The 17995-nt window shown below is 63.0% G+C and carries 20 protein-coding genes; 16 read left to right on the top strand and 4 right to left on the bottom strand.

Annotation, left to right across the window (positions count from 1 at the left end; genetic code table 11):
• Positions 1 to 222: 222 nt before the first annotated feature.
• The 5 genes from DZG07_RS03320 (at position 223) to DZG07_RS03300 (ending at position 3770) form a co-directional block, all read left to right on the top strand.
• Positions 223 to 726 (top strand): invasion associated locus B family protein, encoded by a 504-nt coding sequence (locus DZG07_RS03320; RefSeq protein ID WP_091915910.1) that lies wholly within the window; start codon positions 223 to 225, stop codon positions 724 to 726.
• A 248-nt stretch (positions 727 to 974) separates the two neighbouring features.
• Positions 975 to 2210, top strand: coding sequence for a 23S rRNA (adenine(2503)-C(2))-methyltransferase RlmN (gene rlmN, locus DZG07_RS03315; protein ID WP_119821349.1), 1236 nt, complete (start codon positions 975 to 977; stop codon positions 2208 to 2210).
• On the top strand, positions 2207 to 2668 hold the full coding sequence (locus tag DZG07_RS03310) for a hypothetical protein (RefSeq protein ID WP_133304718.1): 462 nt from the start codon (positions 2207 to 2209) through the stop codon (positions 2666 to 2668). The genes rlmN and DZG07_RS03310 overlap by 4 nt, the downstream gene beginning before the upstream one ends.
• Positions 2665 to 3162, top strand: coding sequence for a hypothetical protein (locus DZG07_RS03305; RefSeq protein ID WP_119814242.1), 498 nt, complete (start codon positions 2665 to 2667; stop codon positions 3160 to 3162). Before DZG07_RS03310 ends, DZG07_RS03305 begins: the two co-directional genes overlap by 4 nt.
• A 23-nt stretch (positions 3163 to 3185) precedes the next feature.
• Complete coding sequence (locus DZG07_RS03300; protein ID WP_119814239.1) at positions 3186 to 3770, top strand: acyltransferase; 585 nt, start codon at positions 3186 to 3188, stop codon at positions 3768 to 3770.
• A 3-nt stretch (positions 3771 to 3773) separates the two neighbouring features.
• Here DZG07_RS03300 and DZG07_RS03295 read toward each other — a convergent pair whose 3' ends face one another.
• On the bottom strand, positions 3774 to 4415 hold the full coding sequence (locus tag DZG07_RS03295) for a LysE family translocator (RefSeq protein WP_119814236.1): 642 nt from the start codon (positions 4413 to 4415) through the stop codon (positions 3774 to 3776).
• A gap of 168 nt (positions 4416 to 4583) precedes the next feature.
• On the opposite strand from DZG07_RS03295, the gene DZG07_RS03290 reads away from it, so the two are divergent.
• Positions 4584 to 5807 carry an argininosuccinate synthase gene (locus DZG07_RS03290; RefSeq protein WP_091915898.1) on the top strand — a complete coding sequence of 408 codons (1224 nt, stop codon included), beginning with the start codon at positions 4584 to 4586 and terminating at the stop codon, positions 5805 to 5807.
• 147 nt (positions 5808 to 5954) lie between these two features.
• Here the strand turns inward: DZG07_RS03290 and DZG07_RS03285 are convergent, their stop codons facing one another.
• Positions 5955 to 6773, bottom strand: a complete 819-nt coding sequence (locus DZG07_RS03285) for a lytic transglycosylase domain-containing protein (RefSeq protein ID WP_091915896.1) — start codon at positions 6771 to 6773, stop codon at positions 5955 to 5957.
• A gap of 272 nt (positions 6774 to 7045) precedes the next feature.
• Between DZG07_RS03285 and DZG07_RS03280 the strand changes: the two genes are divergently transcribed.
• The 3 genes from DZG07_RS03280 to DZG07_RS03270 all read left to right on the top strand — a co-directional run bounded on the left by DZG07_RS03280 (position 7046) and on the right by DZG07_RS03270 (position 8561).
• A complete protein-coding gene (locus DZG07_RS03280) occupies positions 7046 to 7717 on the top strand; it encodes a DUF1236 domain-containing protein (RefSeq protein WP_091915894.1) in 672 nt (223 codons plus the stop codon).
• Between the two features lie 174 nt (positions 7718 to 7891).
• Positions 7892 to 8152 carry a type II toxin-antitoxin system prevent-host-death family antitoxin gene (locus DZG07_RS03275; protein WP_245429573.1) on the top strand — a complete coding sequence of 87 codons (261 nt, stop codon included), beginning with the start codon at positions 7892 to 7894 and terminating at the stop codon, positions 8150 to 8152.
• Entirely contained in the window at positions 8145 to 8561 is a 417-nt protein-coding gene (locus DZG07_RS03270) for a hypothetical protein (protein WP_119814233.1), read from the top strand. Before DZG07_RS03275 ends, DZG07_RS03270 begins: the two co-directional genes overlap by 8 nt.
• A gap of 57 nt (positions 8562 to 8618) precedes the next feature.
• Here the strand turns inward: DZG07_RS03270 and DZG07_RS03265 are convergent, their stop codons facing one another.
• A complete protein-coding gene (locus DZG07_RS03265; protein ID WP_119814229.1) occupies positions 8619 to 10376 on the bottom strand; it encodes an EAL domain-containing protein in 1758 nt (585 codons plus the stop codon).
• A gap of 148 nt (positions 10377 to 10524) precedes the next feature.
• On the opposite strand from DZG07_RS03265, the gene DZG07_RS03260 reads away from it, so the two are divergent.
• The 7 genes from DZG07_RS03260 to DZG07_RS03230 all read left to right on the top strand — a co-directional run bounded on the left by DZG07_RS03260 (position 10525) and on the right by DZG07_RS03230 (position 16739).
• The gene (locus tag DZG07_RS03260; protein ID WP_119814226.1) at positions 10525 to 11490 is read left to right on the top strand and encodes a type II CAAX endopeptidase family protein; all 966 of its coding nucleotides are present in this window, start codon (positions 10525 to 10527) and stop codon (positions 11488 to 11490) included.
• On the top strand, positions 11487 to 11945 hold the full coding sequence (locus DZG07_RS03255) for a GNAT family N-acetyltransferase (protein ID WP_119814223.1): 459 nt from the start codon (positions 11487 to 11489) through the stop codon (positions 11943 to 11945). Before DZG07_RS03260 ends, DZG07_RS03255 begins: the two co-directional genes overlap by 4 nt.
• Before the next feature lie 266 nt (positions 11946 to 12211).
• On the top strand, positions 12212 to 13804 hold the full coding sequence (gene ffh / locus DZG07_RS03250) for a signal recognition particle protein (protein ID WP_119814220.1): 1593 nt from the start codon (positions 12212 to 12214) through the stop codon (positions 13802 to 13804).
• Positions 13805 to 13812: 8 nt separating this feature from the next.
• On the top strand, positions 13813 to 14184 hold the full coding sequence (locus DZG07_RS03245) for a chorismate mutase (protein ID WP_091915973.1): 372 nt from the start codon (positions 13813 to 13815) through the stop codon (positions 14182 to 14184).
• 27 nt (positions 14185 to 14211) lie between these two features.
• On the top strand, positions 14212 to 14607 hold the full coding sequence (rpsP, locus tag DZG07_RS03240) for a 30S ribosomal protein S16 (RefSeq protein ID WP_091915885.1): 396 nt from the start codon (positions 14212 to 14214) through the stop codon (positions 14605 to 14607).
• 82 nt (positions 14608 to 14689) lie between these two features.
• Positions 14690 to 14974 carry a hypothetical protein gene (locus DZG07_RS03235; protein WP_133304717.1) on the top strand — a complete coding sequence of 95 codons (285 nt, stop codon included), beginning with the start codon at positions 14690 to 14692 and terminating at the stop codon, positions 14972 to 14974.
• 142 nt (positions 14975 to 15116) lie between these two features.
• A complete protein-coding gene (locus tag DZG07_RS03230; protein WP_091915881.1) occupies positions 15117 to 16739 on the top strand; it encodes an ABC-F family ATP-binding cassette domain-containing protein in 1623 nt (540 codons plus the stop codon).
• Positions 16740 to 16791: 52 nt separating this feature from the next.
• On the opposite strand, the gene DZG07_RS03225 is transcribed toward DZG07_RS03230, so the two are convergent.
• Positions 16792 to 17700, bottom strand: a complete 909-nt coding sequence (locus tag DZG07_RS03225) for a bestrophin family ion channel (RefSeq protein ID WP_091915879.1) — start codon at positions 17698 to 17700, stop codon at positions 16792 to 16794.
• Positions 17701 to 17995 lie beyond the last annotated feature (295 nt).

The raw sequence follows: 17995 nt of genomic DNA, 5'->3' as shown, positions 1-17995 counted from the left end.
TGCCGTTTTCGTGGTCTTCAACCACAACCAAGGGACGGTGCTTGCAGGTCTCGACGGCGAGGCTTGCATGCGCGAGGCGGTTATACCTTTGGTGGCAATGATCCTTTTTTCAGGGAACATTCACCCTTTGGTAACCCAGATTAAATCAAAATGAACCCAAACGGGCAGGGCGGACCGGCCTGCTTGCGCACCACAATGCGAAATACAGGGAAACCAAAAACAATGCGCCGACTGACTGTCCTTTTATCGAGCCTCATCCTGGTCGCGGGCGCGGCGCCGTCCTTTGCCCAGTCGGCAACCAAGATCGGCCAGCACAATGCCTGGGGCACCTACAGCTACCAGGCCAACAACGGCAAGGTCTGCTACGTGCTGACCGTGCCGACCGACAAGCAGCCGGCAACGCTCGACCATGGCGACATCTTCTTCTTCGTCAGCCAGCGCCCCGGCCAGTCGATCTCCTATGAGCCGCAATTCATCGCCTCTTACGATTTCCAGGCCAATTCCAAGGTCACCGTCACGGTCGGCGACAAATCCTTCTCCATGTTCACGCGCGGAAAATCGGCCTGGGTGGAAAACGCCGCCGAGGAGCCGCTGCTGATTGCCGCCATGAAGGGCGGCGCCGACATGAAGATCGCCGCCAAATCCGGCCGTGGCAATCCGACCAGCTACGTCTTCTCGCTCAAGGGCATTTCGGCGGCACTCTCCTCGATCGCCACCTGCAAGTAAGCGCTCTATCTTTTCAGCACTTCCAACTGGCCGGGCCGAAACGCCCGGCCTTTTCTTTTTGAAGTCCCGCCCCTGCTGGCCGGTATCGTCGATCAGGCAGGCTTATTTGATGCTCTCCCTGGCCATGTGTCTTGGAAACGCCGCTTAGCCTCCCCATCTGCGGGGCCGTGACGCCGCCGCGATCTCGTGATATGTGCGGCGCAAAGGATCGCCTCGTCGCGACCGCATCAACCCCGATTACCGGTATCATGGCTCTTTCGTTCGATCTCACCGCAGACACAACCCGCGACGCATTGCGCGCCCGCGCTGCCACCCCCGCCAAGGCTTCGCTGGTCGGGCTGACGCGCGCCGAGATGGCCGAGGCGCTGATTGCCGCCGGCATCGTGCCAGAGCGGCAGGCAAAAATGCGCAGCCAGCAACTCTGGCACTGGCTCTATGTGCGCGGCGTCTCCGACTTCGCCCATATGTTCAACATCTCCAAGGATCTGCGCGGGGTCCTCGAGCAGCATTTCACCATCGCTCGGCCGGAAATCGTCGAAGAACAGATTTCCTCAGACGGCACGCGCAAATGGCTCTTTCGATTCCCGCCGCGCGGCGCCGGCCGTCCGGTCGAGATCGAGACCGTCTACATCCCCGAAGAAGGGCGCGGCACGCTGTGCATCTCTTCGCAGGTTGGCTGCACGCTGACCTGCTCCTTCTGCCACACCGGCACGCAGAAGCTGGTGCGCAACCTGACGGCGGAGGAAATCCTGACGCAGCTGATGTCGGCGCGCGACCGGCTCGGCGACTTCCCCGACCGCGACACGCCGGACGGTGCCATCGTGCCGGCGGAAGGGCGAAAAATCTCCAACATCGTCATGATGGGCATGGGCGAGCCGCTCTACAATTTCGAAGAGGTCAAGAAGGCCCTGCTGATCGCCTCCGACGGCGACGGGCTGTCGCTGTCCAAGCGCCGCATCACGCTGTCGACCTCCGGCGTCGTGCCCGAAATCTTCCGCACCGGCGAGGAGATCGGCGTCATGCTGGCGATCTCGCTGCACGCCACCAATGACGATCTGCGCGACATGCTGGTGCCGATCAACAAGAAGTATCCGCTGAAGGAACTGATCGCCGCCTGCCGCGCCTATCCCGGCCTGTCCAATGCGCGCCGCATCACCTTCGAATATGTGATGCTGAAGGACGTCAACGATTCCATCGAAGACGCCAAGGCGCTGATCAAGCTGCTGAAGGGCGTTCCGGCCAAGATCAACCTGATCCCGTTCAACCCATGGCCCGGCACCAACTACCAGTGCTCGGACTGGGAGACGATCGAGAAGTTCGCCGACTACATCAACAATGCCGGCTATGCCTCGCCGATCCGCACTCCGCGCGGCCGCGACATTCTTGCGGCCTGCGGCCAGCTGAAGTCCGAATCCGAGCGCATGAAGAAGACCGAGCGCCTTGCGCTTGAAGCCATGATGATCGCGGGGCACGGCGAGGCGTGAGCCGACCGCTTGCCATGGTTCGGCGCTTCTTCGCCGTCTGGTTCGGTTTTCTTGCAGCCTGCCTGGTGGCCGCCGGGATCGTTCAGGGCCTCCAGCAGACCAATCTCCTGGCAGCCGCTCAGGACGTTCCTGACATTGCCCGCGAAAACCGGCTGGCCGCGATCCCGTTCCTGGCCCTCATGATTGCGCGCTATGCCTTCCTGCCCGGACTGGCCAGCGCCCTTGTCAGCGAGTTCTATGGCTGGCGCCGATGGCACTATTATGCGGCAGCCGGTCTCCTGATCGGCTTCGCCGCCGCCTGCGCCTACGTGCTGGCGCATTACCTCGGCTCCGGCAGCGAAGGCCTTGAGCCGCTGATGCCGCCGATCCTGCTGCTCGCCGGTCTAGGCGGTGGGGCAGCTTATTGGGTGGTCGCGGGCCGCAAGGCCGGCCTGCCTGCGGTAAAGGTCGAGCCATGACCAACATCCTCCTCATCCTCGGCCGGCTGTTCGTCATCCTCATCGGCTATGTCGTCGCCGCCTTTGCAGCAGCTGCCTTCTTCAACGTCATGATGCTCGGCGCGGCCGGCTTCTTCACTGATGCGCCGCCATGGGCGGTCACGGCATCATTTGCCGCCGGCATTCCCTTCGTCGCGCTGATCACCGCCTATTACGCCTTCGTCCCGGCGATGATCGTCATCGTCTTCACAGAACTGCTCGGCAAGCGCGACTGGCTGACCCATGCGCTGGGCGGCGGCGTGGTTTCGCTGGTCGTCATGGGCTTCCTGCGCCACCTTGCCACCCTCAGGATCGGAGACGCCGAAGGCGGCTTCACCCCGGATACCCGCTTCACCGACGACCCGCGCATGGCCATGCTGCTCATCGGCACCGGGCTTATCGGCGGCATCGCCTACTGGCTGGTCGCCGGCAACTCAGCCGGAAGCTGGAAAAACGATTTCAACAAGCAACGATGACTTCCGGCCATTGAAACGCCCTGATGGGGGTTTTGATCGTCATCATCATCATCAGGAAGTCATCGTTGACGCTTCGCAAGAAAATAAGTTCGCGTTTCAAGGATCTGAGCAACACCTACCGGGCCTGGCGCAACAACTACGCGATCGGCGTGGGCACGCGCGTGAAGAGCAGCGCCAGTATCGAGGTGGGCCAAGGCGGTTCCGTGGTTATCGGCGACCATTGCCTCATCGAGGAGCATGTCCTGTTCCGCACCGGCGGCGGCGGCCGCATCACGCTGGGTGACCATGTCTCGATCAACCCATTCACCATACTTCACGGACAGGGCACGCTTACCATCGGCAACCATGTGAGGATCGCCTCCCACTGCGCCATCGTTTCCTTCAATCACGTCTTCAGGGATCGCGATGCGCCGATCCACACGCAGGGGCTCAGCCGCAAGGGCGTGGTGATAGAGGACGACGTCTGGATCGGCGCCCATGCGACCGTGCTCGACGGCGTCCACATCGCAAAGGGCTGCGTCATCGCTGCCGGCGCGGTGGTCGCCAGATCGACCAAGCCATTCGGCGTCTACGCCGGCGTGCCTGCCCGGCGCATCAAGGAACGCTGAGCGTTACTTCGCCTGCGCCGTAAGGATCTTCAGCGCAAAGGCCGAAAACACGCCGGCAAACAGATAGTCGACGATGCGCGTCACCGTCGGGTTCTTCTTCAACAACCCGGCAAACTTGTCGGCGGCGATCACCATCGGCACAGTCAGCGGCAGCGACAGCGGGATGAACAGAACGCCGAGGAAGAACAGCTTTCCCGGCGCATGCGGATCATGCGCGGAAACGAACTGCGGCAGGAAGGTCATGAAGAACAGGATGATCTTCGGGTTGAGCAGATTGATGCCAAGCCCGGTCGCCCAGTTCTGGAACAGCGAGCGCGGCGCGCGCTTGGTCATGTCGGGCGAAAACGCCGAGCCGTGCCTTATCGCCTGATAGGCAAGCCACACCAGATAGCCGGCCCCGCCGATCTTCAGCGCCAGGAACGCCTGCGGCGAAGCCACGATCAGCGCCGACAAGCCCAGCGCCACCAGCGCCGTATGGATGATGATGCCGCTCATCGCCCCGAACATGCAGGCAAAGCCGGCAGCCCGTCCCTCCGAAAGCGCGCGCCCGACGAACAGCGTCATGTCGGGACCGGGCGTGATCGCGATGATGAAGGTGGCGATGGCGAACTGGATGATGATGGCGGTATCGGGAATGAACGACATTTTTTCGGGCCCGGCTGAGAACGGCGCAAGCTAGCCGAAACCAGATTGCCGCGCCAGCGTGATTCACGCCCCGCAAAGCTTGCCCGCTTTGCCTTTCCTGCTAATAGTGCCCGCCGAAAGCGGAGTGCCGCCGTGGCCTTTCCGCGACTGGAAGGACCGGATCGTAAAATGTCGAAGTGGAAAGACGTGAAAAAGGTCGTGCTCGCCTATTCCGGCGGCCTCGACACCTCCATCATCCTGAAATGGCTGCAGACCGAACTGGGCGCTGAGGTGGTCACCTTCACCGCCGATCTCGGCCAGGGCGAAGAACTCGAGCCGGCCCGCAAGAAGGCCGAGATGATGGGCATCAAGGAAATCTTCATCGAGGACGTGCGCGAGGAATTCGTGCGCGATTTCGTCTTCCCGATGTTCCGCGCCAATGCCGTCTATGAAGGCGTCTACCTGCTCGGCACCTCGATTGCCCGCCCGCTGATCTCCAAGCACCTCGTCGACATTGCCCGCAAGACCGGTGCCGACGCCATCGCCCACGGCGCCACCGGCAAGGGCAACGACCAGGTCCGCTTCGAGCTGTCGGCCTATGCGCTGAACCCCGACATCAAGATCATCGCACCGTGGCGCGACTGGTCGTTCAAGAGCCGCACCGACCTGCTCGACTTCGCCGAACAGCACCAGATCCCGGTCGCCAAGGACAAGAAGGGCGAGGCCCCCTTCTCCGTCGACGCCAACCTGCTGCACTCGTCTTCCGAGGGCAAGGTGCTGGAAGACCCGGCCGTCGAAGCGCCCGAATATGTCCATATGCGCACCATCTCGCCAGAAGCGGCACCCGACAAGGCGACGGTCATCAAGGTCGGCTTCGAGAAGGGCGACGCGGTTTCGATCAATGGCGAGCGCCTGTCGCCGGCAACCCTGCTGGCCAAGCTCAACGACTATGGCCGCGACAACGGCATCGGCCGTCTCGATCTGGTCGAAAACCGTTATGTCGGCATGAAGAGCCGCGGCGTCTATGAGACCCCGGGCGGCACGATCCTGCTTGCCGCGCACCGCGCCATCGAATCGATCACGCTCGACCGAGGTGCGGCGCACCTCAAGGACGATCTGATGCCGCGCTATGCCGAGCTGATCTATTACGGCTTCTGGTTCTCGCCCGAACGCGAGATGCTGCAGGCGGCAATCGATCTCAGCCAGAAGAACGTGGAAGGCGAAGTGACGCTGAAGCTCTACAAGGGCAACGTCATGGTCACCGGCCGCGAGAGCCCGAAATCGCTCTATTCCGACAAGCTGGTCACCTTCGAGGACGACCAGGGCGCCTACGACCAGAAGGACGCCGCCGGCTTCATCAAGCTCAACGCCCTGCGCCTGCGCACGCTGGCAGCAAGGGATCAGCGGGGGTGAAATCTTTCTTCTCCCCGTCACTATACGGGGAGAAGATGCCGGCAGGCAGATGAGGGGCAGAGCTAACCTTGCCAGCTTTGGTGCTGCCCCTCATCCGGCCCTTCGGGCCACCTTCTCCCCGTGAACGGGGAGAAGGAAAAAGAGCGCTTACTGCCCGTCGATTTCCGCGCCGATGATGGCGATGGCCTGCTGGTAGACGCTGGCTGCATTCCAGCCCTGGATGGCGCCGAAATTGGCCTGTCCCGGCTGATAGCCGCCGCCGCGCGACCAGCCATGGCCACGCAGGAAGTTGGCGGTCGAGGCCAGAGCGTCGGCCTTGCCCTTGAGGTCGATGCGGCCGTTGCCGTCGCCGTCGACGCCGTATTTCAGCACGTTGACCGGCAGGAACTGCGTCTGGCCGATCTCGCCATGCGCCGCACCCGTGGTCGCGGCCGTCAGCGTGCCGTTCTGCACAAGCTTCAGCGCTGCATAGAGCTGGTCGGTGAAATATTCGGTGCGACGGCAGTCATAGGCGAGCGTCGCGACAGCCGACAGCGTGTTCTGGTTGCCGGTGAAGCTGCCAAACCCCGTTTCCATGCCCCAGATCGCGATCAGCGGGCCGGCGGGCACGCCGTAGCGCTGCTCGATGCGATCGAACAGCGCCGCATTCTGCGCCTTCATGGCCTTGCCGCGCGAGGCGATGGTCTTGCCGCCGCGCTTGGCCATGAACTGGCTCAGCGACAGCTTGAAGCTGTGCTGGTTGCGGTCGGCGGAAATGGTCTTGGTGGCATATTTGGTGCCTGCCAGCGCGCTCAGCGCACGGCTGCTGATGCCGTTGGCCGCAGCTTCCTGGCTGAACTGCTTCTTCCATGCCTCGAAACCGGCGGCAGTGTTGCCGCATTGGGCCGCATTTGCGCTGCCGGTCGCAAGACCGAGCAGGGCGAAGGCGGCGGCGGCAAAAATCTTTCCCTTGGCAGAAAATGCCATGCTGTTCTCCTGATTGCCTGAATCACGTCCCTGAAACGCTATCTGCCAGCAATTGCTTGATTTGTCACCGTTAAGATCAGGTTTACAAGCAAAGCAAGCAATACTGGCGAACAAGATGAAATTTCCGTTTGGTCAGGTAGAACCGTCTGTTTCGGCAGCCTCCGTCTGCAACCCGCCCCGAAATCGTCACCGAATGACCTCATTTTAGCGGGAACTCATGGAGCCTCCCGGGATTGATCCCTCCATTGAAGGGTCAAAAACGGAGAGAGATGATGAAATCGAAGATTCTTGGCTCAGTGGCAGCAATTGCATTGCTTGCCATGTCCGGAGCGGCTTTTGCCGCTGATGTAACCGCCGTGACGGACCTGAATGTCCGTTCAGGCCCCGGCCCGCAATATCCTGTCGTCGGCTTCATCGGCGCAAACGAAACCACCACGCTCGATGGCTGCATCGAAAACAGCAAATGGTGCTCGGTCGTCACCGCCGATGGCGAGGGCTGGGTCTATGCCGACTATCTGACCGGCGATTTCGGCGGCTCGGCCGTCGTGCTCAGCGAGCGCCCTGCCAATTCCGAAGTAACCATCGTCGAAGCGCCCAAGGGTGACGGCGGCGCAACCGGCGCCTTGGTCGGCGGTGCCACTGGTGCTGTCGGCGGCGCGCTCATCGGCGGGCCGATCGGCGCTGCAGTCGGCGGTGTTGCCGGCGTGGCGGTCGGAGGCTCGGCAGGTGCCGCGGCAGAACCGCCGCCGGAAGTGCGCACCTACGTCACCAGCCACCAGGTCGACCCGGTCTATCTCGACGGTGAAGTCGTCGTCGGCGCCGGCCTGCCCGACACGGTCGAGCTTCAGGAAATTCCCGACTACGACTATCGCTACGTCTATGTGAACGGCCAGCCGGCCCTGGTCGATCCGGGCACGCGCCGGATCGTCTACGTCGTGCGATAATCCTGACCGCATGACCTGATGAAAAACGCCGGACGGCCCTCGCCGTCCGGCCCCGCAACTGGAATGCAGAGTATTTTCCATCGCAGAAGTCGTCTTCGATTTTGACGTCCTTGCGAATGCTCCTTGTCGAATAGTCGAATAATTTGTATATTCCGCATTATTCGAAGGAATTGCATGATGCGGAAATTTTCGACAGTAGACCTGTTGCGTGACATCAAGACCGTGACCATGGCGGCAGATCGCCAGCCGGTCACCATCACCCAGCACCGTAAACCCCGCTATGTCCTGATGACCTACGATGATTTCGAGGCCATGAAATTACAGCTCGATCCGCGTAAGGTTTACGGCCCGCATGAGGCACCGCCAGAACTGGCAGCGTTGATCGGCCCTGAACTGGACCGGCTGATAGAGGAAGGAAGCCAAACCGGTGGCTGACATTCCAGCCAATGGTTCAATCATCCGCTTCCCCTATCTTTGGGCATGGCAACGCGACAAAGGCGAAACCGAAGGGCGGAAGTCTCGCCCGGTCTGCATGGTGCTTGCTATACCCAGCGGCAATCAGACAAACCTGATCCTTCTGGCCATCTCCGGCACCCCACCCCGGTCCGATCAGACCGCGTTGGAGATTCCGCAGCTCGAATGCCGCAGGGCCGGAATCCGCGACTGGAAAGATGCGTGGATTACAGTTTCCGAGTTCAATCACGACATAGCCGAGCACTCGTTCTATTATGATCCGAATACAGAAGTATTGGGATCATTCAGCAAGGGATTCCTTGCCAAGGTCGCGGCAGCGTTCAAGCCCTTCCTTGCCCGGCCGAGTGCGCGGATAAGCCGAACCGATTGAGGGGAGGCCACAACACCTTGAAGGGGGCATGGCAGAGCAGCTGTCCTGGTTCAGCAATCAGCGCGATCCGGCGGCCTTGCCCCTGGCCTTCCCTTTGGTCTCGACGAACCGGCGTGTGAACGCCTCGGCCGGCAGCGCCTTGGCATAGAGATATCCCTGGGCGATCCTGCAACCCATGGCGAGCAGCACGGCCTGCTGTTCTTCGGTTTCGACGCCCTCGGCAATGACATCAAGGCCCATGCTGCGCCCCATGCCCAGCAATGCCTGGACGATTGCGCCCGCCGAACGGTCGACAAGCAGGTCGCGAACGAAGCTGCGGTCGATCTTCAGCGTGGTCAGCGGAAAACGCTTGAGCGTGCTCAGCGAGGCGTGGCCGGTGCCGAAATCGTCGAACGCCACCCCAACCTGACGGTCGCGGAGTTCGCGGAAGGGTGCGAGCACGCGATCGTCGTTTTCGAGAACGACCGTCTCCGTCACCTCGATTTCCAGCGCCTCCGGCGGCAGACCGTGACGGTCAAGCGTCTCGGTCACCACCTGCGCCAGGTTTCCGGCATTTACCTGCGCCGAAAACAGGTTTGCCGCGATCCGCATTTCCGGCAGGCCTGTGCTGCGCCATTCGGCGGCCTGCCGGCAGGCTTCGTCGAGGATCCAGCAGCCGACCTGCAGGGCCAGCGAATGGGATTCGAGCACCGACAGGAACGTTGCCGGGAAAAGCAGGCCGCGTGTCGGGTGGTTCCAGCGCAGAAGCGCCTCGGCCCCGAACACCGCGCCGCTTTCGAGGTCGATCTGCGGCTGGTAGTGCAGAACCAGTTCACCGGCGCTGACGGCTTGAAGCAGTTCGTCCTTCATCAGCCGCCGTGCCGCGATGGCGCTGCGCATTGCCGGCTCATAAAGCCTGAAACCCGGGCTGCCGTCGCGCCTGGCGTGGGACAGGGCAAGATCGGCGCTCGCGATCAGCTCTTCCGGATCGGCGCCATGGGCAGGTCCGAGGGCAACGCCGACACAGGCGCCAAGCTTGAGGACATGATCCCCAATGGTGAAGGACTGCCGGAAGGCATCGAGAATGGACCGCGCGGCAGCCGACGCCTTCATCGGATCGCCGACATCGGGCAAAATGACGGCGAACTCGTCACCGCCAATTCTCGCCGGGATGGCGTCGGCATCGAGCACGGCCGGCAGCCGCACCGCAAGCGCCTGCAACAGCGTGTCGCCGGTCGCATGGCCGAGATTGTCATTGACCTTCTTGAAGCCGTCGAGATCGAACAGGAGTATGGCGGCCTGCCCGCCTGCCGCGAGAATGGCGCCGAGCCGCTCGTTGACCTGCGCGCGGTTGGGAAGGCCGGTCAGCGGATCGTGATGGGCAAGCCGGTGAAGCCGCGTATCGCGCTGGCGGCGCTCGGATATGTCGCGGATGATACCGCCCATCACCACGCCGTCCGGTCCCTGCCAGACCGACAGCGACAGCTCGATCGGGAATTCCGTGCCGTCGCGCCGCAAGGCCGCGACCTCGACTGTCTTGCCGCTGAGCTTCGACGGCTGGCCGCCGCCGACGCGCGCCACGCCGGCGCTGTGCGCGCCGCGCAGCCGTTCGGGGATGATCAGGTCGAGCGTGCAGCCGACCATTTCGTCGCGTTCATAGCCGAGCAGTCGCTGGCCTGCCTTGTTGACATAGGTGATGATGCCGCGCGCATCGATCATCATCAGGGCAAGTTCCGTCGTGTCGGCAAAGCCGGCTAAAGCCGAGGTGGTGCCGTCGGAGTAGGAGCTATGGTCGTCAACCCCCTCGGAATGAGAAGGGTCGGATGCATCATTCATGGATGACCCTCTAAACGGAGCCGCATGCTCACCCCATAGTACCTTAGCTGGAATTTCTTAACATTAGCTAAGTTGAAAATGCCTTTTTGTCAGCCGCAACCTGTTTCCGCGGTCCCGAGATTGGGTATATTCGGGCAAGGGGGCTTGCATGACACTCGATCCGACCGCTTTTGAGCAATACAGGCGCAGCGCCAACAAGGCGACGCTGCTACGTCTGTTCTTCGGCGTCCTGATAATTCTGGCGTGCTGGTTCGGCCTGACTTTCGGCGTCATCATCGGCGCGGAAAGGTTCTCCACCCAAGCCGGCCTTCCCTATGCGGACTTCCTGACAACGCTTCCGGGAATACTGGCTTCGCTTCTCTCTTTCGCCGGCATCTGGCTTGGCGTGTGGATAGCGGTCCGACTGCTGCATCGGGAACGGCTCGGCGCATTGTTCGGCTACAGCCGCAGGATATCGTGGCCGGGCTTCTGGAAGGGGCTGGCGGCCGTGCTGGCGACCTCGCTTCTGTCCGAAGTGCTTTTGTATGCACTGCAGCCGGACGTGACGCGCAGTTCACTCGATCTGTCGTCCTGGCTGCTGCTTCTGATCCCTGCGGGACTTCTGATCTTCCTGCAGACCTCTTCGGAGGAAATCCTGTTCCGCGGCTATCTGCTGCGCGGTCTGGCGCATCGTTTTCGCAGCCCGCTGGTCTGGGCGCTTCTGCCGGGGCTGGCATTCGTTTCCCTGCACTGGAGCCCCGGCACCAGCATGATGGTGAATGCCGCCGGGCTGGCCTCGATCGGCCTGTTCACCGTCGTGCTGACACTGCTCGTCTACAAGACCGGCAATCTGGGCGCGGCGATGGGCGCGCATCTCGGCAACAATCTGGTGGCGTTCCTGCTGGTCTCCCATCAGAGCGCGTTCAGTTCGCTTGCCCTTTTCAACGGCAAGCCGTTCGAAGCGGATGGCTGGACGTCGGCCGACATGGTCCTCGTTACCGGGATCGGGCTTGTCGCCAGCCTGCTGACGACCCTTCTGCTCCTGCATCCGCGCTCGCCCCTGAAGGTCTCCGCCGACAGCGCCCCGCTTTCGCCCGTACCCGAAACGGCTGAGGCATCTCCCGTGCAGCCATGAGCGATCTTCTGTTCCGTCCAGCCATTGAATCCGACCTTGCCGCCATCGTCGCCCTTTTGGCCGACGACAGCCTCGGCAGCACGCGCGAAAATGCCTCTCTGCCGCTGGACCAGCGTTATGGTGCAGCTTTCGAGGCGATCACGCGCGATCCCAACCAGCTTCTTGCCGTCGCCGAACGGGACGGAACCGTCGTTGGCTGCCTGCAGGTCACCTTCATTCCCGGCCTGTCGCGCATGGGCATGTGGCGCGGCCAGATCGAAAGTGTGCGCATCGCCGCATCGCTGCGGGGACGCGGCGCCGGCAAGGCCTTTTTCGCCTGGGCGATCGGGCAATGCCGCTCACGCGGTTGCGGCCTCGTCCAACTCACCACCGACAAGACGCGGCCCGAGGCGCTTGCCTTTTACGAGTCCCTCGGCTTCAAGGCGAGCCATGAGGGCATGAAGCTGGCGCTGTAAACCCCATCGGAGCCCCGTTTTCGCGCCATTCCCTTGACTCCTGCCGTGTTTTCCTGTCTACAGCCCCGAAATTCCGCGACGAGTAACAGACTCCGAGCAGCCGACCGGGACCCCTAGTGGTATAAATCGATCCCGGAGGCCAACACCCGGCAGCGCGATGCGCCCCCGGGTGCTTTTTGGTTTTGGGCTTTGCTTGGGTTTTAACTTCGGCGCGAAAGCACTACCTCTCGGGCATCATCCGGGTGCCAGAGACAGAAGGAAACACGATGTTTGAATCGCTACAGGAACGCCTTGGCTCGATCCTGAACGGCCTTACCGGCCGCGGCGCGCTGTCGGAGGCCGATGTCACGGCCGCCCTGCGCGAGGTTCGCCGCGCGCTGATCGAGGCCGACGTCGCGCTCGAGGTCGTGCGGTCCTTCGTCGACAAGGTGCGCACGAAGGCTGTCGGCGCCGAAGTCCTGAAGTCGATCAAGCCCGGCCAGATGGTCGTCAAGATCGTCCATGACGAGCTGGTCGAGATGCTGGGCGCCGAGGGCGAGCCCATCGACCTCAACGCGCCGGCTCCGGTCGTCGTCATGATGGTCGGCCTGCAGGGCTCGGGCAAGACCACCACCACCGGCAAGATCGCCAAGCGGCTGACCGAGCGCCAGGGCAAGAAGGTCCTGATGGCCTCGCTCGACACGCGCCGCCCGGCCGCCCAGGAACAGCTGCGCCAGATCGGCGAGCAGGTGAAGGTCGCGACACTGCCGATCGTCGCCGGCCAGACGCCGGTCGACATCGCCAAGCGCGCCGTGCAGGCAGCCAAGCTCGGCGGCCATGACGTCGTCATCCTCGACACCGCCGGCCGCACCCATATCGACGAGCCGCTGATGGCCGAGATGGCCGACATCAAGCGCGTCTCCTCGCCGCACGAAATCCTGCTGGTCGCCGACTCGCTGACCGGTCAGGACGCCGTCAACCTCGCCAAGAACTTTGACGAGCGCGTCGGCATCACCGGCCTCGTGCTGACCCGCATGGACGGCGACGGCCGCGGCGGCGCTGCCCTTTCCATGCGCGCCGTCACCGGCAAGCCGATCAAGCTGGTTGGCGTCGGCGAAAAGATGGATGCGCTGGAGGAGTTCCATCCCAAGCGCATCGCCGACCGCATCCTCGGCATGGGCGACATCGTCAGCCTCGTCGAAAAAGCCGCTGAAAACATCGACGCGGAACAGGCCGCGGCGATGGCCAAGAAGATGCAGTCGGGCAAGTTCGACCTGAACGATCTTGCCGGCCAGCTTGGCCAGATGCAGAAGATGGGCGGAATGGGCGGCATCATGGGCATGATGCCCGGCATGGGCAAGATGAAGGACCAGATTGCCGCCGCAGGCCTCGATGACAAGATGTTCGGCCGCCAGCTCGCCATCATCTCCTCGATGACCAAGGCCGAGCGCGCCAATCCCGACCTGCTCAAGCACTCGCGCAAGAAGCGCATCGCCGCCGGTTCCGGCACCGATGCCGCCGAAATCAACAAGTTGCTCAAGATGCATCGCGGCATGGCCGACATGATGAAGGCCATGGGCGGCAAGGGCAAAGGCGGCGGCCTGATGCGCGGCCTCATAGGCGGCATGGCGCAGAAGATGGGCCTCGGCGGCCTTGCCGGCGGCATGGGTGGCATGGGCGGCATGCCCGACCTCTCCAAGATGGACCCCAAGCAGCTTGAAGCCCTGCAGAAGCAGGCGCAGGCATCCGGCCTCGGCAAAGGCTTGCCTAGCGGCCTTCCCGGTCTTGGCGGCGGCGGTCTGCCCGGCCTTCCCGGCGGCCTGAAGCTACCCGGCCTCGGCGGACCCGGCGGTCTGCCAGGCCTCGGCAAGAAGAAGTGAGCGTTGCGATGGACGATGTGAACCCCAAGGCAATGCTTGCCGAATACCGCGCCTCGATCGACAACATCGACGCAGCCCTCATCCACATGCTGGCCGAGCGTTTCCGCTGCACCAAGGCGGTGGGCGTTCTCAAGGCAACGCATGGCCTGCCGCCGGCCGATCCGGCGCGCGAACAGACCCAGATAGAGCGGCTGCGCCGGCTTGCCGACGACGCCCAGCTCGACCCCGATTTCGCGGAGAAGTTCCTGAACTTCATCATCCGCGAAGTGATCCGCCATCACGAGGCAATCGCCGCTTCGAGCAGCGGCGAGATCAACAATGCCGCCTCCAATGGCACCGAGAATTCGACCGCATCACGCGGCGGACAACAGACTACCTGAATTGAACGAACCCCCTAGGAGAAGAACATGTCACTGAAGATTCGTCTGGCCCGTGCGGGCTCCAAGAAGCGCCCTTACTACCACATCGTCATCGCCGACGTGCGCTCGCCGCGCGATGGCCGTTTCATCGAGACGGTCGGCGCATGGAACCCGATGCTGCCCAAGGAAGGCGAGCGCGTTAAGCTCGAAGAGGACCGCATCAAGCATTGGCTCGGCCATGGCGCCCTGCCGACCGACCGCGTTGCCCGCTTCCTCGACGCCGCCGGCCTGACCAAGCGCGACGTCCGCAACAACCCGACCAAGGCACTTCCGGGCAAGAAGGCGCAGGAACGCGCCGACGCCATCAAGAAGGCCCAGGAAACCGCAGCTGCAGCCCTCGCCGCAGCAGCCGCTGCTCCGGCCGAAGAAGCCCCGGCGGCCTAAGCCACGGTCGGTCTGTTATTGCGAAACGGCGGGCTTTGGTCCGCCGTTTTGTTTTGAGGGCATGGTTCAAAGGACAGACGACGTGCACCAGCTGATATCCTTCACGATTGTCTTCGTGGCCGCAGTGGCGCTCAACCTGAAGTCGGCCGCCATCGCCGCGTCCGATGGAAACTGGGGCGAAAGCGTAGGCAATCTTGTCTTCGGTCCTCTGGTCTTCTTCTTCGGTGTCTACACGATCGTCTTCTTCGCGGTCAGATTGGTGCGCGGAAAAGACGCCGTCGCTGCCTACTCGGCATCCCGCCTGAACTATATCGCGGCCGTCGTGACGCTTTTGGGCGTGCTGGGCGCCGCAGCCAACCGCATCTGAACGGCGGCCAAAAGCCCACCGTTTTCTTCTTCAAGACCGTTTTTGTCGCGGCATGCGGGATTTTGCCCCGGCTCAAGCACTCGCCGCCGGAAACGGTACATGCCATAAGGCCACCGCAACCCCCTCCCAGGCATCGAAACCAATGATCCGCATCGAAAACGTCAGCAAGCAAAACAGCCACCGGCTGCTTTTCATCGAGGCCTCCGCGACCCTGCAGAAGCAGGAGAAGATCGGCCTGGTTGGCCCCAACGGTGCGGGCAAGACGACCCTTTTCCGCATGATCTATGGCGAGGAACTGCCCGACGAAGGCCAGGTTTCGACAGAGCGCGGCATCACCATCGGCTATTTCAACCAGGACGTCGGCGAGATGTCCGGCCGCAGTGCCGTGGCCGAGGTCATGGACGGCGCCGGACCCGTGAGCGAGATCGCGGCGGAGCTTCGCGCGCTTGAAGCGGCGATGGTCGATCCCGAACGCGCCGACGAGATGGATGCCGTCATCGAGCGCTACGGCGAAGTGCAGGCCCGCTACGAGGAATTGGACGGCTATTCGCTCGACGGCCGCGCCCGCGAGGTGCTGGACGGGCTGGGTTTCAGCCAGGAGATGATGGACGGCGACGTCGGCGCGCTCTCGGGCGGCTGGAAGATGCGCGTGGCGCTCGCCCGCATCCTCTTGATGCGCCCGGATGTGATGCTGCTCGACGAGCCGTCGAACCATCTCGACCTTGAAAGCCTGATCTGGCTGGAAGCGTTCCTGAAAGGCTATGACGGGGCGCTGTTGATGACCTCGCACGACCGCGCCTTCATGAACCGCATCGTCAACAAGATCATCGAGATCGACAGCGGCTCGCTCACCACCTATTCCGGCGACTACGAGTTCTACGAGCAGCAGCGCCAGCTGGCCGACAAGCAGCAGCAGGCGCAGTTCGAACGCCAGCAGGCCATGCTCGCCAAGGAGATCAAGTTCATCGAGCGCTTCAAGGCGCGCGCCTCGCATGCCGCGCAGGTACAGAGCCGCGTCAAGAAGCTGGACAAGATCGATCGCGTCGAGCCGCCCAAGCGCCGCCAGACGGTAGCCTTCGAATTCCAGCCGGCGCCGCGCTCGGGCGAAGACGTGGTCACGATCAAAAACGTGCACAAGCGCTACGGCAGCAAGGTCATCTATGACGGCCTCGACTTTCAGGTTCGCCGCCGCGAGCGCTGGTGCATCATGGGCATCAACGGCGCCGGCAAGTCGACGCTGCTCAAACTCGTCGCCGGTGCTTCCGAGCCGGACCAGGGCACGGTGGCGCGTGGGCCGAGCGTCAAGATGGGCTATTTCGCCCAGCATGCCATGGACCTGCTCGACGGCGACCTGACGGTCTTCGAACAACTCGAACATACGTTCCCGCAGGCGGGTCAGGCACCGCTGCGCGCGCTCGCCGGCTGCTTCGGCTTCTCGGGCGACGAGATCGAGAAGAAGTGCCGGGTGCTTTCAGGCGGGGAGAAGGCGCGGCTGGTCATGGCGATCATGCTGTTCGATCCGCCGAACCTGCTGGTGCTGGACGAGCCGACCAACCATCTCGACATCGCCACCAAGGAAATGCTGATCGCAGCCCTTGCGCAGTATGAGGGCACGATGCTTTTCGTTTCGCACGACCGGCATTTCCTCGCGGCGCTGTCCAACCGCGTGCTGGAGCTGACGCCAGAGGGCATCCACACCTATGGCGGCGGCTATGTCGAATATGTCGAGCGCACCGGCCAGGAAGCCCCCGGCCTGAGGCATTGAACAGGCAGGCCCGGTACGTCCGAGCCCTTCCCCGCTTTGGCGTATCAACGCCTCACGAATAATAATATTTTTCCGGCTTGATCATTTCCGGGGGCGTTTCGCCGAGCGCCTCGAACACCGAGATCTCGCAGACACGGCAGAGCGCGTCGAGCGCGAGGTCGTTGGCCTGCGTGCCGAACGGGTCTTCCAGCTCCTCCGACAGCGCGTCGAGCCCGAAGAAGGAATAGGCGATAAGTGCTGTAAACAACGGCGTGCCCCAGCCGGCCGAGAACGCCAGCCCGAACGGCAGCAGGAGACAGAAGACATAGGCCGAGCGCTGCAGCAGCAGCGTATAGGCAAACGGCAGCGGCGTGCCGGCGATACGCTCGCAGCCGGCCTGCAAGGCGGCGATGCCCGAAAGCCGCTCGTCGAGGATGCGGAAATCCATCGCCTCGATGCGGCCTTCCGCCTTCAGCGCGGCAAACCGCCGTCCCATGCGCCGCACCATCTCGTCGGGCTTGTTGCTGGCCGCCAGCACGCCGTCCAGTTCATCGCCGATGAAGCCGCGCGCCTCGCCGCTGGCATCGACATTGCGCAACTGTCCGCGCAGGAGATGGCAGAAGGCCAGTGCCTCCATGAGGATCGGCCGCGCTTCTTTCGTCTCGCCCGGTACCAGCGCCAGGACGGCGCGCGAAAAATTCCTGATGTCGAAGACGAGCTGCCCCCACAGCTTGCGCGCCTCCCACCAGCGGTCGTAGGCGGCATTGTTGCGGAAGCCGAGATAGATCGACAGCGTCACGCCAAGCAGGCCGAAGGGCGCGATGTTGTAGCCGTCGAAGGAGATACCCGACGCCTTCACGCCCGCCACCACAAGGGCTGCATAGATGCCGAAGCCGATGATCTGCGGCGCGATGCGCGGCACGATCGATCCGCGCATGACGAAGAACAGTTTCAGCAATCCGGGACGGGGACGGACGATCATTTTTTCTTCCGCTTTCTGTCAGTATGGCCTTATCCCCTCCGGGGCTGGCGCGGGCCTTGCTGCACCGCAAACTATACGACCGATCCTGTGCTCCGATAGGCTCTCAACGTCACGATATGACGAAACCATGACACTGCGCTTAAGCGGATGGTAAGGCCGGCTTTCTAGTGTCCCGCCCGGTAGCCCGCGCAAGATGGCGCGGAGGCATGACGCCACGCTGCCGGACCGGCCTGCCCGGTATGCAAATCCGAAAATCCGACCGTGCCCGGCCATCCCCGGATGGCCCGTCCGAAGC

Source organism: Mesorhizobium sp. DCY119 (genome assembly GCF_003590645.1).
GTDB lineage: Bacteria > Pseudomonadota > Alphaproteobacteria > Rhizobiales > Rhizobiaceae > Mesorhizobium_M.
Note: the sequence above shows the minus strand (reverse complement) of the source record. Positions and strands in the feature narration are given on the sequence as shown.